The sequence below is a fragment of the Parashewanella sp. 2304DJ23-3 genome (assembly GCF_056591695.1).
Map to the genome: position 1 here is coordinate 299888 of NZ_JBWQOH010000001.1, position 17486 is coordinate 317373.

Consider the following 17486-nt stretch of genomic DNA (forward strand, 5'->3'; position numbering starts at 1 on the left):
GGAATAAAAATGACACTACAACTCGATAATAATAACAAACTCAGTCCTTGGCCTTGGCAAATTGATGAGTCTGAACTGCAATTTGATAAACCTGAGATTGCTAAAGCTTTGAAGGATTTGAACCAACCGTGTTATTTAGTTAATCACAGTGAAAAAGGTTTGGGCGTTTCTCATCAAGCCAACATTGTAATCCCGTCATACCAAGTACTCGATAATCAATATCCTGTCAGTGCCTTTGCACCAGCATTAGGTACTGAAAGCCTAGGTGACAGTAACTTTCGCCGAGTACACGGAGTTAAATACGCCTATTATGCCGGAGCAATGGCAAATGGTATTGCTTCAGAAGAATTGGTGATTGCGTTAGGGCAAGCAGGTATCTTATGTTCATTTGGCGCAGCAGGGTTAATCCCAAGCCGTGTCGAGTCAGCCATTAAACGCATTCAGCAAGCATTACCCAATGGCCCTTATGCGTTTAACTTAATCCATAGTCCAAGTGAACCAGCACTTGAGTGGGGCAGCGTAGAGCTTTATGTTAAACATCAAGTTCGCACTGTTGAAGCTTCTGCGTTTTTAAAGCTTACTCCACAAATTGTGTATTACCGAGCCGCAGGCTTAAGCCGTGATGCACAAGGCAATATTCACATCGCTAATAAAGTCATTGCCAAAGTCAGTCGCACTGAAGTCGCAAGCAAATTCATGGCGCCTGCGCCTGAAAAGATGCTGCAAAAGTTGGTCGATGAAGGCCGTATTACCCCAGAGCAAATGCAAATGGCATTAGAAGTACCAATGGCTGACGATATCACTGCTGAAGCAGATTCTGGTGGTCATACCGATAATCGCCCGTTAGTGACTCTGCTTCCAACATTGCTTGCTTTAAAAGACGAAATGCAAGCACAGTACAACTACCCTACTCCACTTCGTGTTGGTGCAGGTGGTGGTATCGGTACACCTGATGCTGCACTAGCAGCTTTTAATATGGGTGCGGCGTTCATTGTGACGGGTTCTATCAATCAAGCTTGTGTTGAAGCGGGTGCTAGTGAACACACACGTAAACTCCTGTCCACTACTCAAATGGCTGACGTAGCGATGGCACCTGCAGCAGACATGTTCGAAATGGGCGTAAAACTGCAAGTGGTTAAGCGTGGCACGTTATTCCCCATGCGTGCCAATAAGCTTTATGAAATTTACACACGTTATGATTCAATCGAAACTATTCCAGCTGATGAAAAGCAAAAACTTGAACAACAAGTATTCCGTTCATCATTGGAAGATATTTGGAAAGGCACCGTTGACCATTTTAATGAGCGTGACCCAAAACAGATCGAACGAGCACAAGATAACCCAAAACGTAAAATGGCGCTGATTTTCCGCTGGTATTTGGGGCTTTCCAGCCGCTGGTCAAATATCGGCGAAGCCGGTCGTGAAATGGATTATCAAATTTGGGCAGGTCCTGCATTAGGCGCATTTAACGCTTGGGCAAAAGGCTCATACTTGGATGATTATCAAAAGCGTGAAGCAGCAGATTTAACCCGACATATTATGGTAGGCGCCGCCTATCAATCAAGGATTAACTTATTGCAATCACAAGGGGCAATCATTCCTGTTGAGCTACAGAGATGGAAGCCTGCGTTTTGATTAATACATTACGTAAAAGGTTCATTTGAAAAAATAACTTAATTCAATCTACAGCACAGTAAAAACGAGAGGTGTTTTAAACGATTATCAGTGCTGTAGGTTGAAATTTACATATCCACTTTTCAACACCGCTCTGTTCTCCTTATTAAGGATAATGTCCACGACAATCAAAAAACCATGATTTGTATGTGATTTATTAGTTGAAAACAAAAAAGACTAATTAAGTTTCATTAAACCTTAATTATTCATTATTGAAGTGCGAAGCTGAAATGTGAAGAATGGTACTTAGGTCAAACTATGTTTAGAGCAGCACAATGGCTAGTTTATTTAAATATCAACCAATCAAGCCTCACGACTTCGACTTTACTGATGTCATGGCTAAGGACTTAGAAAAGAACAACATCGTCCATGTATTTTATATCGATAAAAATAATGACGTACAATGTTTTACTGTCAGTAAGTTACAAAATAAGCTCCACTGGGTAAAAATGAAAGGTTTTTGGGGAGTGAATAAAGCTTCTGATGCTGAACAAGAAGAGTATAAAGAGACGATGCAGTCTATGAACCTCAGCTTATATCAGCAATCCGATCGAAATGCACTTCCTATGGAGTTTGTAGTCGCATCATTTTTAAGTGATAAAAAGCTCATGTTCGAAGCAATGAAGAAAATCTCACCTCAACGCGCTGAAAAAATTGCGAAAGCTATGGCAAAAGAAACCCCGGAAGAAATAGCAGCAACTAAAACTGCAACAGTTACGTCATTTGATATGGAAACAGGCGCAGGTGCGATTGAAACACAAGAGTTTAGGCCATTAGAGATGGAAACGAACATAGATTCGATCGAAACACAAGAAACAGTGACTACCACTTTCCCCCTAAGCTTAAAAGACTGGGTAGGCCTATCAGAAGTAAGTATAGAAAACATGATGGCAATGCTAAATGCTCTGCCAGATACAGAAAGACAAAATCTCCTTAAAGAACTTTTTACAGTATTAGTAAAAAGCCCTCATATTAACAGCGACAAGTTCACTACTTTCCTCACCTTAATAATAGATAATGAGCTATGGGAAGAGATCTTTAACAAAGAAGACTTTAATGCAAGCATTCAAATTGCTTGTAAAAAGAATCAAGCGAATGTGCTAGCCATTTTAAATAATGCACCGTTACGAGGTAAAAAAGAAGAGTTTCTACACATTATCAAGTCTCTTCTGACTAATTTAAAAAGTAATAGCGGTTCTCGTTTCATCCGCAATGCAGTCAATGTCAGGCCTTTAGTCACTTCTTTAAAGCCTGCTTTGCAAGCTTTCATTAAAGAAGACAAAGAATTCTCAACATTTATGTATAAATTACTCAAAACCAATAATGCTGTTGGCAAAGAACTAGCATTTTGTCTCTATGAATGTCATTTATTCACACCAGTAGCAGAAATGGTAAGTATGATGTTAAAAGACAGCCCCCCGGAAATGGCATTTGGAAGCTTTTCAGTATTAATACAAAGAGTTAAAAAAGAACGCTGGAGTGAATTTGCCACAGCATGTCGACTCGATAGTGCAATCGCTCAGCTTTCAAATAAAAACATTGAATATTGGTTTAGTGTTCTGGAGCGATGTGATGAAAATTTACGAATGAATGTTATTTGCCCTTTCATCAGCAAACTGGTGTTTTCAGAAATAACTGATGAATATCAGCTAGAGTTTTTAAATCAAATGTCCGCAGCAGAATACCTGAAGCTTAGTGAAGCACCGGAGTATTTGGATATGATTAAAGATGCTCGAGATGAGCACTCTGAAGTGGCAGAGCTTATAGAAAGTAAAGTAATAGAAGCTAAACAGGCTTTGAAAAGCAAGTCATAGTTAATTTAACTTTAATACTGTACTTAAAGATTACTAATAAAAGAGTCTATGCTTCGACGCACTAGAACCTAGCGCACCGAAGTAATAGAAAATACAAAACCAATTAAGATAAAAAAATATAATTAAAAGCTCGATCAAAGAACTTCAAAACTCGCACTGTAAAGTTCACGATTGTCTTCATCAAACATCAACGTAACATTGTAAAGTTGCGTTTCATACTCAACTTGGTTATCCATTTCTATGGCTGTTTCATCGAATAAATGCTTAAGTTCATCATAAGCTTTTAATGCTCCAACTTCCCCGAAGCTCCATGTTGGCTTATATCTCGTAGAAATAGCCTCCTCTGGAAGCGCATTATCTAAAAAAGTGATTTTAGCTAAATTGCCATGTTTAAATGACAATAATATGTGTTGATCAAATAAATAAGCTACTGATTGATCATCTGTGTACGCTTTGGCAATAGGTTCACTCATTACCTTCAATACATTTGGTACTGAATGCGTATTGTTCTTTACTAAAGTATTAACTTTTTGAAGACCTGAACCGACTATCAAATTTGAAATAGTAAAATCGTGATGCCCATTCGATAAGCTAATGGCATCCAAAGATTTCGATTTTTTATCCTCATGAAAATTAGTAGATTCAAAAAACTCAGCGATTAATTTATTCTCTGATTGGCTGAACTCGAATGTATCATTTATTCGCTTAGCAGACTTTAGGTGCATTTTAAAATCTTGATACTCACCTTTATAAGGGATAATGCTATTTACTTTCCACTGCTTATCATCAAAAAAAGGTAAGAACTCTAATTGGTTCAATAGTTCATATGATAGCTCAGATGTTTTTGTACTGAATCGAACAAGTTTATTATCAAAAAAGTAAAACCAATGTGCTCTTCCATAACCTAATATACTGTAATTTTTATTCTTAAATTGTATAGAAGGTTGACCCAACTTACTGATAATTTTTTCAATTGAGTCATGCAACTTAACGCCATATACCCCTTCAGCAATAGAAACGCTGTCACTCTCTATTTTGGGGCGTGTTTGCTGATCCTGATCCAATGTAAATTTATATGAAAAAAACTGCTTGCTTGGATTAGATAAAGCCACAATGTGCCTATTTCCATTACTGGCGATAGGAGTTGGCTTATTTTTAAAACCGAGTGATAAATCACAGTCTTTATAAAGCAAAGCCTTGTAGCTTAATTTGAGGCTCGACACATATTTTGTAGCACCCAATCCATTAACAGGAACAGAACTCAATAAACTCTTTTTATGAGTCAATACAATTGCATTACTTCCAAAATTTACAGCTCTAGTTTTTATCTTTTCTATGAGTTCTAGCTGCAACTTACTGGCAATTTCACGATTTTCATCTTTATTTTCTGCCGCTTTTACAGATTTCTTTTCTGTTATAGTCTTTGCCTTTTCATCAGAACATTGCGGGTAATTGTCCAGAATAATAGGAGAAACAGATGCATCAACTTTAAAAGAAACACACACTAATACAATTAAAAAAGTTAAGCGCATTTTTATATCCTTATAATTTTGCCTGAAACTCGATAATCAAACTTTAATACATAACTGTCGATTAAGGCAACCAATAAGTCATTGAAAAACAATAAATATAAAATAGGAGATGAGGATATAGGGATGAATAAAGAATATGCGTACACATAAAAAATGCCAGTCATTCAACTTGACTGGCATTTTGTAACTCAATAGCTCTGAACGTTATGTAACTCAGTTTTATAGAGTGATGTTATTGATTCTAGCTTTTTCTTTGATATAAGGAATCAAAGATTTAGCATGCTTACCAACTTGTTTATCACCAGTGGCCAACTTAGCATTGTTATAAGCACGTTTATATTGCTTTAACCCTAAGTAAGCATTAGCAAGTTCAAAATGAGCTTTGCCTTTTGCTTTTAAACCTGACTTAAGCGCAGTATTAAATGCTTTGATTGCATCGGAATAACGCTGAACAATAGTCAATAATTGGCCTTGTTTCATATAAAGACTTGCGTCTTTAGTGATATCAGCAGCCTGACCGAAATACTTAGCAGCAGTTCTGAAGTCTTTTGCACCTTGATAAAAGCCTGCTAACATTTTTAGGTTAGCTTCACTCTTATCAATCACACCAGATTTCATATGCTTCTCATAAAGCTTAGCCGCATGATACGGGGCTTCTTGAGACATCAACTGTGCCAATTTTGTAATGTCAGATTTCGCTTCAATAAAACCAGCTTTATAAGCTAAATCATAAGTTTGAAGTGATTTTTTATAGTTTTCAGTTGCCAGATAAAACTGTGCTAATTGCTTCCAAAACGCTGGATCACTTGGAAATAACTGAACCGCTGTTTCAAGAACTTTAACTGCGTTTTTCAACTGTTTTTTGTTGTAATACGCATTAACTTTGATGTTATAAAAGTTCTTATTCGGCTTTTCAGAAACTTTAATTCCTTTATCCGCTGTTTTAATTGCATTATCCCAATCTTTGATTTGAGAGTATGAAGCAGCTAACAAACGATAGATATCTGCGTCATCTTTACAACTAAAAGCTAACCACTTATTAAAGTATTCAATGCCAAGCTTATACTTTTCAGTTTGTACAGCAATGATACCAACAAGCTTTAATGTATCTGCATGCTCTGTACCACCTAAAACATTCAAATCAGCGGCTTGTTTCAATTGCACAAATGCTTTATCAAGCTGGTTTTTCTCAGCGTAGAAGTTACCTAGCATCCGAGAAACAGAAGCTTTATCGAAGTTCTTTTTAGCATTAGCTTCTAAAAGAATGGCTAAAGCCTCATCGATATTGCCTTCAGTGTAAGCTTTGTAAGAACGTTGAATTTTCTTACCTACACTTTGACCAACAGCTTGGTTTTTACGCTTTTCGATTGGACATTTCTCAGCAGCAACAGATGTTGTTGCCACTGTCATTGCACCAAAAGAAAGCATAACAGCAGCTGCAAATTTATTTAATTTTGCCATTTCTGTTATTTTCCTTGGTTCAATGTAAAGTCTAAACGAATCTTCAAACCTTCACGCTTTTTAGGCTTACCATCAACAATTTGTGGCTTGTACTTCCACTTTTTCAATGTTCGACGAGCTGATTTGTTAAAGATACGCTTTGGCTTAGCTTCAATAACTTTAACATCCTCAACACCACCTGCTGTATTGATAGAGAAACTTAAAATTACATAACCTTCTTTACCGTCACGTGCCGCTTGAGGTGGGTATTCCAATGCTGTACGAACAATCGGAGTTACATCACCGTCACGCGTCATCATATTACCAAGCTTGAAACCACCACGTGATGCACTTGTATTCACACCATTAGGGTTGAAGTTCAAGCTTGTGTCAATGTTTGACGACGTATCTGGTGGCGGAAGCTCAGGCTTAGGTGGTTGCTCAGGCGGAGTAGGTGGCTTAGGTTTAACCCTTTGCTTCTCCTGTACCGATGCGTCCTGACGCTCCATGCTGATCTGAATCTGTGGAGATTCCGTTTTCTCAGCGTGGCGGCCTGCGCCGACACCAACTAAGAATGCCATGAAGACAAACAGGGCAAAGGTAACAGCACCACCAATTATGACTGATACTATTCCTCTGAACATATATTAATCCTTCCCTGCTGATACGAACACTTTGTCAACACCTGCTTTCTTAACACTGTCAAGAATCTTAACAACAATGCCATGTTCTGCGGCTTTATCAGCCTCAATCATAACAGCTGCATCAGGTGTTTCTGCCAACATACGTTCAACGTTTGCTGTTACACGTTCGATATCTACGTTACGGTTTTCCATTTTAACCACACCTGTCTTACTTACACCAATGAAGATGTTAGAAGAAGGTTGGCTTGGAGCTGTACTCGCTTCAGGTTTTTCATAATCAAGACCAGAAGGCTTGATAAATGATGTTGTCACGATGAAGAAAATCAGCATGATGAATACGATGTCGAGCATCGGAGTCATATCAATTTGCGCTTCATCTTCAACGCTTGAATGCTTTTTACGTGCCATATTCAATCTCTCTCTAATGGTGTGGCAAGCTATCTTTTAGCTTCTCAATGCTGATTTTCATTTTTGCGTCTAAACGAGTGCTAAAGAACACGCCCGATAACGCTGCAACCATTCCTGCCATAGTTGGCATGGTTGCCATTGAAATACCAGCTGCCATCATACGAGCGTTACCCGTACCATGCACTGCCATCACATCGAATACTGTAATCATCCCAGTTACTGTACCCAGTAGACCAATCATTGGACATACTGCTACCAGTGTTTTGATGATAAGCATTCCCGCATGTAGCTCTTGTTTGGCTTGGGATACCCAAGCTTCACGAATGCGATGTGCGTACCAAGAGGTTGAATCCTCTCTTTCTTCCCAAGCTTTGATCACTGCTTTATGTTTCGCTGGTGATATCCAATTTAGATACCAGTAGCGTTCAAGCATTAACACCCACATTAGAAATAGTACGCCCGCAACCAACCAAAGGACATCGCCTCCGGCGGCCATGAAGCCCCTGACGGAATCCCAGACGTCCATCAGGAATAGCATCATTAGTCTGCCCTCTTCTCAGCGTGTGCAGCAATAATACCTGCACTTTGCTCTTCAAGAACTTGTACCACTGATTTACTCTTAGCAGTAACAATAGCGTGTAGTAACATTAGTGGTAATGCTGCAATCAAACCTTGAACTGTAGTAATCAATGCCATTGAAATACCACCAGCCATCAGTTTTGGATCGCCAGTACCGAATAATTGAATGCTTTGGAAGGTTGCAATCATACCCGTTACTGTACCAAGTAGACCCATCATAGGTGCAATAGCTGCAAATACTTTGATGATTGAAATACCACTTTCTAGGCTCGGCGTTTCTTTTAGGATTGCTTCGTCAAGTTTAAGCTCAAGCGTTTCAACATCAGCATTCTTGTTGTCATGGTAAGCCTTAAGTACGCGACCTAATGGGTTGTTACCAGGATTTTCAAGGTTTTTACGCTGTGCCTTAACTTTAGCGCCAGTGCTATACAGTGTTACCAACTTATAAAGTGCAATTAAAGCACCAACAGCAAGAAGGATAATAATGATATAACCAATTGGGCCACCCGCTTCGATACGGTCTTCAATTGATGCTTTCTGAGTGAAAACATTCAAAAGTGTGCCACGAGCTGGGTCAACAAATAATTTTGCAAAACCAGTAGTAGTGCCTAAGAAGTTTTTAACACTTGACTCTTGCTCACCACCTGGTTGTTGACCTAGTTGCTGAATCAAACCTAACGTGTCGTTATAAACAACATATTGATTATCAGCTAATAAGTTAAATGGACCAACACGTGTTACTTTAGTGTTTTTAACGTTACCATCGATGCTGGTTACGTCGGCATTAAAGCTAACAATTTTACCTTGTTGAACCATTTCGAAAAGCTGCGCTTCCCAAAACTTTTCTAACTCGTTGATTTTTGGTAGCTGCTTACGCGCACCTAATTCGGCGATAAACTTTTCGCGGCCAGGATACTGAGCAGTAATGTTTGAAGAACCAAGTTTGCCAGCGAAATCGCCTGCTTCACCTTTAACAACACCAAACATCTCACCCAAGTCACCTTGAGCTGAAATTAAGTCAGCTTCTAGCTGTGCAGTTTTACGTTCGTTATCTAAGAAACGTTGGTTTAAGTCTTTACCGCGTTGTTTTTCATTAGCTAATGCACGTTTTTCACGTTTTACTAATGAGGCTTTGTCTGAGCGCTCTGCTCTAAATTCAGCTTCACGCTTTTTATTTACTTTGCCTTTTGCAGCACGGTCAGTTTGAACTTGCTTAAGCAGTTGATCAACTGAAGTTGGTGCATCCGCAGCAATTGCCATGCCTGCTGATAGCGAAAAGGTAGCTGCTAATAGTGCAGATGTAATTAACTTTTTCATTATTGAGCAGCCTCCGCAGCAGGGATTGGTAGAGCAAACATATCAGGTGCAGCTTGGCCACGTGCCTGACGGATGGCTTTTGTTACTTGACGGATATAACCATCATCTAACGCATCCCACGTCTTAGTTTCTTTGTTATAACGCCATGCTTGCTTTTGATCTAAGCTTTCAGCTACTAGAGCGATACGACCGAACTGAAGCATATCAACTAATACTTCTTTTCCATCTAGGTTTAGTTTAGCTTCATAGGCATTAGTACTTACACCGTATTCACGCTCGATGCTGTACGCATCAAGAATAAGACGGAATTTTTCAGCCAGAGTAACTTCAGCTGAATTAAGGAGGTTTTTAAGATTTTTAACACGATCTGTACGTACTTTCATGTTAAATGGAAGGTCAAGCTTGATAAAGTTATCTAGAGAATCAACCATTCTAAACATTAATGGCACAACACCTTGACGTAGTGTATCAACACCATCGATGTCAGCTTGAATGCTGCGCATTGTTGCTTCTTGGTCTGCAACTAATTTTGCTACGTAGTCATTGTATGCTTTCAATGACTCACGCTCACCTGCAACTTGGTCATACTCAATTAGCATGTCCTGTGCTTGGTCAAAATATTTATTTACTTTTGCTTGTGAAGCTTTTGCTTCAGTAAAGATTTTTCCGTCTGCTTTTTGAGCGTCAGAAAGAGGATCAGCGGCTACTAGGTTGCTGCTTGCTAGTGCAAACAAACCAACCATAGCAGTAGCGATTTTCGTTCTATTGCTTACCTTGGACATAGTTCCCAACCAATTTGAAGTGAATTAAAAAGTGTTAACTTACTGTCAATGAAGCATTACTTCAACTAGAAGCAACCTCCAATCACGTAAGTACATCTTTCTTTTGTGATTGTTTTTATTTTCCCTTTTCTATGCGTTCTTTGGCATAGACCCGAGGGCATGATTCCACAAAACATTGACCAGTGTCAATAACTCTGTGTCACTAATCTAAAGTGGAATGACAAGTTGTTTATATTTATAACCAACAAAAAAGCCACTGCAATTATACAGTGGCTTTTTACCGGGTAATTAACTGGTTATTAGTAGTTAATTGTAACACCCATGTATACGTAACGGCCTAATGCATCAACGTGACCAGGGAACGTGTTACCGTTACCTTCACCTGACGGTGCGTTACCGATAACTTGTGGTTCTTTATCCAGTACGTTGTTCACACCAAAGTAAAGGTTAGTAGACTCAGTTGCCTGCCAGTTACCAGATAAATCTAGGTAGCTAGTTGCACCGAATTCATCACCTTCAGAGCCATCTGAAGTTAACTCATCAGTTGCACTGTTGTATCTCCAGCGTGCTGTCAGGTCCATATCAAACTCAGTTGACCAAACTGCAGAGAATACGCTACGGAATTCTGGAGAAGGAGCACCACAAGTACTGCGGTTCCACTTACCTTCACATTCAATAACGTCAGCACCAGTGTATGGCTCATATTCGTAGCTTGTTAAGTATGTACCGATTAAGTTGAAGCGAACATCACCAGCGCCAGTTTCAAGCTTATAGTTAGCATCGAAATCAATACCACTTGTCGAGAAGCTACCAGTGTTAATTAATGTTGAAACAACTCGGCCAGAACTATCATTTGAACCAACCCATAAATCACCTGTACCGTCACGACGTTGAACAAAGCCACAAAGTGAATCATCGCCTTTTGCACAACGTTCTACGATGTCAGCAGCACCAATAGAACCAATCGCATCTTCGATATCGATGTCATAGTAATCAAGTGCAACAGAGAAACCGTCAAGGAATGTAGGAGTAAATACAATACCAGCAGAAACAGTTGTTGAAGTTTCAGGCTCTAGCTCTGGGTTACCACCACCGAACTGGTTATATTGACCCGCTGGGCTTGATGCAATGCTACCGTATTGTGCAGCAGTAACACCTGTGCGTTGACACTCAGCTAGAGTGAAAGCAGGGCTATCACCAGCACATGGGTCATTTGACCAGTTAAATAGCGATAGGCTTTGTGAGCCAAACAGTTCACCAATGTTTGGTGCACGTACAGCTTGTTGCAAGCTAGAACGAACACGAACGTCATCGTTGATCTTCCAGTTTAGGCCAAGCTTGTAAGTATCAGTTTGGTTACCTGTCGAGTAATCAGAATAACGATATGCACCCTCAAACTTAAGTTCTTCAGCAAATGCTTTCTCTTCAAGTAGTGGTAATTCGAATTCTACGAATACGTCAACAACGTTGTACTTACCACTTAGCGCAGTTGTTGCACCGCCTTGACCAGCACCATCACCTGATGTGAAGCCTTGATCTGGTTCAAAGTTCATTGATTCTTGACGGTATTCAATACCACCAGCGAATAGCATACCAGTTGTTGTACCTGGGATCATAAAGCCAGCATCAGTCAAGTCACCTTGTACAAGAGCACTTAACTGTGAAGACTCAGTGTCACCACGTGCGTATAAAGGCTTAACTAAGTAATCAAGCGCTTCTTGAGTTACACCGTCTGTTTCAAAAAGATTCCAAGGTACACAATTTGGATCTGTACCGTCTAGTGCCGATTTACAAACCGCTTCACCAGAATCAGGATCAGTAACAACATTTAATGAACGGGCAATATGTGCATTAGAAAGTTCATTACGATAAGTTTGAATGTATGCTGTTGTACCGAAGTTTGCGAATACATCATAAGACCAGTTATCGTTGATTTCGCCTTTCACACCGAATACACCGCGGTATTGAGTGTGACGTAAATCATCTTGACGTGGGCCACCTTCAACATTACGACGACCGATGAATACAGCCACATCATCTTCACGAGTTTTACCGTTCTTTGTACATAACGCATCAAACTGCTGATCAGATAACAATGGGTTATTACAATTTAGAGAACTTGTAGAGAAAAAGTTACCAGATGGTGCAATCTGAGCAACTGTACGATCATCCATGAACATTAATTCAGTGTAAATAGTAGCATGATCGTTTAGCTCATAATGACCAGTTACACCAAAGTTCTTTCTTTCATCTGGGCGTTGGAAGTAGTTCAGTGGGCCATAGTTATAAAGCAGGCCATCACGGTCGACAAACTCATTGCCTTGAACCGTGTAGTCAAAACCGCCAGCGAAGTCAGTAAAACGACCTGTTGGAATAGTACTTGAACCACCACATACGAAACCGTCTGTTTCATTACCGAATAATGCGCAATTTGAATAGTCACGATTATCTTGGGTGATTGCTTTAATATTACGGTATGTTGCGTATGCCGTTACGTTACCTTTGCCATCTGCAAAGTTTCCACCTAATAGGAATGAAAAATCAGACGTTTGGCCATCAACTTCTCGTCCATCTGATACATCGAAGCCACGGTCTTTAACGATACCTTGTAGCTTTTTATTATCATTACTATGTTGAGCGAACGCATATTGATAATCGAATTGGAAGCCTTCGAAATCTTTCTTAAGAATGAAGTTAACAACACCGCCAATTGCATCAGCACCGTATGATGCAGAAGAACCACCAGTTAATACTTCAACACGCTCAATCATATTAACTGGAATTGCGTTCAAATCAGCAACTGATGAACCGCCTACAGAACCAGCTGGAACACGACGACCGTTAATTAAAACGAGAGTACGTGCAGAACCTACGCCACGTAAGTTAACTGTTGCTGTACCACTTGAACCGTTAGATACGGTTGAGTTTTGTGCAGCAAACACTTGTGGTAAATCGTTTAAGAAATCTTCTACACGCGTAACACCAGTAGATTGAATTTCTTCAGCTGAAACTGAAAGAATAGGGCTGGTTGTTACGTTATTAATTCTTTGAAGACGAGAACCGGTTACTTCGATTTTTTCGATTTCATCATTATTTTCTTCTGCAGCAAATACAGGCGTCGATAATGCAGCTGTTGCAGCACCACCGATTAATGCGAAGCGTACAGACTTGGCAAGAAAATTATTGTTAAGCATTGTCTATCTCCCTGGACATTTTATGTCTTTTTATAATCAATCTAAATGTAAAAATTTAGAAAGCTACTCCAACATAAAACACATTTTTGACATATGTTTTCATTGAATGACGCAATAAAATCACATTTGAAACATTTATTCAACATTACTTAACAATTTATTTAATTATTACACTGAACAGTGTTTTTTATGCACTTTTAGATATGGTTAATACTAAATTGGAATATTAGGTAGGAAAGAAAATAATTTGCATTACGGCACAACTTAGTTATGCCGTATGCTGTTAATTTAAAAGATATATTTGAATCCTGCTGCAACACCATCATCATCATAAACAGACATAGCTTGTTCATGCTTGCCTTTGAAGTCACTTAAGTCAGTTCGGTTCTCAACATAAATCAACAATTGTTGATCATATTGATATTGTAAACTTGTGATAACATTTTTACGTTCAAAATTATCACCGTGGTAAGCGCGTTGATATTCTTGCCCAGCGTTATAGTCGTCATATTGAACATAGACTCTGAAATTGTTATCAAAAAGATATGATAATGAAGATTCTAACCCTTTAGTTTCCGGTAACAGTCTGCCAATGTTATCGACATCGTGATTGTGGCCAATACTATAGTTGGCTGCAGCAAAGAATCCCGGTTTAAGCCAATTACCAAACACTACACCTCCACCATAGATATCATCAACTTTATTTATTGATGCGCCATTTTTATTCGTTAGGTCAAACTCTCCACGGTTATACCCTGCTGTTATGGTAAATAAAGGGTTAAACTTGTACCGTAAACCGACACCATAAGTATTCCCATATTCAACAGAATATTTTTCTACTGGTGAATTCATATTATGTGAGAATGGAAATGGATTTAAGTCAGCCATTGAAAACTTGTCGTTCATAACTTGCATTTGTAATGCAACACTCAGGCCGCCAAACTGATTGCGATATTGAATCGCTTGTTCAGCTCTTCCAACTCCATTAACGTTACCATCACTTAAGTAAGTATTTGAACCTGCGGCGTTACCGTCCCATACGGCCCCGTTGTCAGTATCTTGTACGACATCAAACCAGGCTCCATATAATTTACCGAATGCTAAACTGCCGTACTTGGGGCTCTTGAATCCGACATAGCTTTCTCTGTTATAGAAAAAGTCACTGTTCTGTTTTTCTACTAAGCTATCGTTATTGAATGCAATTTGGTTATCACCAACAATATTGACTCCCCACTCAAACGTACCAAATATAGTTAAATCGTCTTTTAATTTGTGTGTTGCATCAAGATGCACTCTTGAGCCAGCACTGACTAGATGGGTTTCATTATTAGTATTGACAACAGCAACGCCAAAAATGCCCTTGCCATCAATTGTATTATTCTTGTCTTTTAAGAGGGATACCGCGGATGCAGAAATTGGATGTAAAATGGCCATAACGGCTGTCGCGATTATTGCGGCTTGCTTCATTCTTCTCACCTTATTTGATTCGTTATATTTCTCCTTTTTGTTTTAAAGTACTTCCAGCCAACTATTAATTAACCTAAATCAGTAGGTTAGTACAAGCTAAAATGAATTAAAGATAGTTAATGCTTTAAAACATTGACAATTGTCCAGTCGACGCCGAATTGAGATTTTCACCCGTTATATCAAACAATGATTCAGCAATCGGAATAATTTGTTTTTCTATATAATAGTCGTAGTCAATTTCAGCATTTCGATACGAAATGGACTGCGGCCCCTGTAGAGTGTTCACGTATTTTATGGTCGCACCACGCTTTAAGAATTTAGTATCAGAAGTATGTTTATACAATTGATTAGCGACTCTGACATGTGGTGAGGATTTAGCCGTATATTCTTCAACATTCCGACTTAACTTTCTCTTAAACACGAGTTCATTATCTAATTTCCCAGATTTAAGCATTTCGATTTGTTGGCTCAAATACCGCCCTAACTTTTGACCTAGAAATAGGCGTTGATAAAGCTCAAACTGAATACGTTTTGCGAGTTTACTCCAATCATTTCTAACGTTTTCCATTCCCTTAAATACAATTTCTATTTCTTCTTTTGTTTTCTTTGTGCCGACGTACCGTTTTTTACTTCCGAGTTCAGAGCCTCTCAATGTTGGCATATGGAACTGATCAAAATGAGTTTCAAATTCAAGCTCTAAATAACTCTCTAGGTCATATTTTTCTAATAGCTTATTTTTCCATTTTTTATTAATTAGCTCAGCAAGCTCTCCCCCCAATACATCTGGATTTTCATGATCACCAGCCCAGACAAATGTAGAATCCGTATCACCATAAATCACTGTATGACCTAACTCTTCAATCCAATGCTTTGTCTGCTTCATCAACTCGTGACCACGCATAGTGATAGAGCTTGCGAGCTTTGCATCATGGAACACACAGCTTGGTGTACCTAACACGCCATACATCGAATTCATTATAATTTTGATGGCATGTGATAAAGGCGCATTTTTTTCTTGTTTTGCAATTTCACGTTGTTCTGATAGATTTGCAATTAACTGCGGCAATATTGGGCTCTTCCTACTGAATTTTGCCCCTAAAAATCCAGCAACCGAATTGTCTGCCTCCTTTAACCCTTCAACTAACCCCTTTGGATCAATTAAAAAAGTTCGGATAATATTGGGGTACAAACTTTTGAAATCGAGCACCAATACGTTGTTATACAAACCAGGAATCGAATCCATTACGTAGCCGCCGGGTGACTCTAAGCCATCGCTAACCGCTGATTGAGGTGCGACATAACCAGCTTTATGTAATTTTGGAAAATATAAGTTGTTAAACGCCGCAACCGAAGCTGCTGTCCTACCTAACTCTAAACCCGTCAATTGGCTTCGTGCGATAGCAAAGTTCCATAAATCAGTTTTTTCAAAAATGTCCCAAACGAGCCTACAATCCGTTAGGTTATAATGAGCTAAAGATAATTTGTCATGTTCAAACATATCTGCAATTTTGGTCCCTCGTCCTTTAACATCATCGATAGCCTTACCTTCATGCAGTAATTCTCTTGAGACGTTTTCTAATGAGAAACTTTCGAATTTATAAAAAGCGGCTTTTAACCAATCAATACCATCCAATACAACTCGCCCCGGCAATGACAATGTTTCAGGTCTATATTTACCCTCAACTTTCCAGCTCAACTTAGAAGACGCTCTACCGATGGTTAAAGGTAAGCTATGAACCAGTGCTCGTTTGTAAAGTAATGCTAAATCAAATGTGATCACAGCCCAACCGATAACAATGTCAGGATCATAGTCTTGAAACCAAGCAATCAGTTTTACTATGAGCTCTCGTTCATCGAGAGCCCATTCAACGTATTCAGGTGACTTGACTTGCTCTTCACCTACCATAATGACTTTTTGATAGCCTTCGGCGTACAAGCCCACAGAATAAAGCTCACTCTGTGGACTGCACTCGAAGTCTAACGAGATGCTTTTAAGTGGATAATTTTTAGAGGCTTGGATTGGGCGCACTCTTTGTGCCCGAAATTGCTTAATATCAGTACTTGATGAGTGAATATAACTGCCTAAAAACTCAGCATCGAAGGCAATTTCACGTTCACATAAATAACGATGTTCAGGCTTGATGCCAGTCTCATATAACGGAATATTTAGCCTATCGGCGATGTCTTTAACTTTGACTTGTTCCTGTCGGCTTTCTGTATAAATAGCGGTAACTTCATCGCCATTAAAATCTTTCAATGGAAGCGACTTAGATACATAACGACTTCCAATGTCCGGATTGAATAACTTAGAAAAGTCATTTGTCTTGCAGAAACATACCCAGTTAGCATCATCAACTCGAACTAAAACAGGTCCTGAAGACGTAGCAACAAAGTATTCAATAAAATGCTGCCCACGAAGCTTATTAATTCTACGTGTTAATACTTGCCCTGAAACTGTCGTTAATGATGAAGACATTTAACCCTCTTTAAATACATGCAATACAACCAGTTAGATAATTAACTCAATTCTGGGGTGATAAACCTTACTTAATGAAATGCCATGCCACATTAACTTGAATAAATGAACTTAACCTCTATTCCACTGAATTCGCTTTATTCCCTAACTAAAAGCTCT

General features: G+C 39.0%; 12 protein-coding genes. 2 read left to right on the forward strand and 10 right to left on the reverse strand.

All coding sequences use genetic code 11. The features are described from left to right. Positions 1-9: 9 nt before the first annotated feature. The gene (locus AC1EU2_RS01320) at positions 10-1635 is read left to right on the forward strand and encodes a PfaD family polyunsaturated fatty acid/polyketide biosynthesis protein (protein ID WP_480296181.1); all 1626 of its coding nucleotides are present in this window, start codon (positions 10-12) and stop codon (positions 1633-1635) included. 374 nt (positions 1636-2009) lie between these two features. Beyond that, complete coding sequence (locus AC1EU2_RS01325; protein ID WP_480296182.1) at positions 2010-3488, forward strand: hypothetical protein; 1479 nt, start codon at positions 2010-2012, stop codon at positions 3486-3488. A 134-nt stretch (positions 3489-3622) separates the two neighbouring features. On the opposite strand, the gene AC1EU2_RS01330 is transcribed toward AC1EU2_RS01325, so the two are convergent. From AC1EU2_RS01330 to AC1EU2_RS01375, 10 genes are all read right to left on the reverse strand, one after another. Next, a complete protein-coding gene (locus AC1EU2_RS01330; RefSeq protein ID WP_480296183.1) occupies positions 3623-5020 on the reverse strand; it encodes a hypothetical protein in 1398 nt (465 codons plus the stop codon). Between the two features lie 219 nt (positions 5021-5239). Next, positions 5240-6481: a tetratricopeptide repeat protein gene (locus AC1EU2_RS01335; protein WP_480296184.1), complete on the reverse strand. Its 1242-nt coding sequence runs from the start codon at positions 6479-6481 to the stop codon at positions 5240-5242. 5 nt (positions 6482-6486) lie between these two features. Further along, positions 6487-7104 carry an energy transducer TonB gene (locus AC1EU2_RS01340; protein ID WP_480296185.1) on the reverse strand — a complete coding sequence of 206 codons (618 nt, stop codon included), beginning with the start codon at positions 7102-7104 and terminating at the stop codon, positions 6487-6489. Positions 7105-7107: 3 nt separating this feature from the next. After that, complete coding sequence (locus AC1EU2_RS01345) at positions 7108-7512, reverse strand: ExbD/TolR family protein (protein ID WP_129947177.1); 405 nt, start codon at positions 7510-7512, stop codon at positions 7108-7110. 13 nt (positions 7513-7525) lie between these two features. After that, positions 7526-8053: a MotA/TolQ/ExbB proton channel family protein gene (locus AC1EU2_RS01350; RefSeq protein WP_480296186.1), complete on the reverse strand. Its 528-nt coding sequence runs from the start codon at positions 8051-8053 to the stop codon at positions 7526-7528. Further along, complete coding sequence (locus tag AC1EU2_RS01355; RefSeq protein WP_480296188.1) at positions 8053-9408, reverse strand: MotA/TolQ/ExbB proton channel family protein; 1356 nt, start codon at positions 9406-9408, stop codon at positions 8053-8055. Before AC1EU2_RS01355 ends, AC1EU2_RS01350 begins: the two co-directional genes overlap by 1 nt. Beyond that, a complete protein-coding gene (locus AC1EU2_RS01360) occupies positions 9408-10190 on the reverse strand; it encodes a DUF3450 domain-containing protein (RefSeq protein WP_480296189.1) in 783 nt (260 codons plus the stop codon). Before AC1EU2_RS01360 ends, AC1EU2_RS01355 begins: the two co-directional genes overlap by 1 nt. 299 nt (positions 10191-10489) lie before the next feature. Beyond that, positions 10490-13384, reverse strand: a complete 2895-nt coding sequence (locus AC1EU2_RS01365) for a TonB-dependent receptor plug domain-containing protein (RefSeq protein ID WP_480296190.1) — start codon at positions 13382-13384, stop codon at positions 10490-10492. Between the two features lie 288 nt (positions 13385-13672). Further along, a complete protein-coding gene (locus AC1EU2_RS01370) occupies positions 13673-14851 on the reverse strand; it encodes a porin (RefSeq protein WP_480296191.1) in 1179 nt (392 codons plus the stop codon). 124 nt (positions 14852-14975) lie between these two features. Next, positions 14976-17327: a DNA polymerase II gene (locus tag AC1EU2_RS01375; protein WP_480296192.1), complete on the reverse strand. Its 2352-nt coding sequence runs from the start codon at positions 17325-17327 to the stop codon at positions 14976-14978. Positions 17328-17486 lie beyond the last annotated feature (159 nt).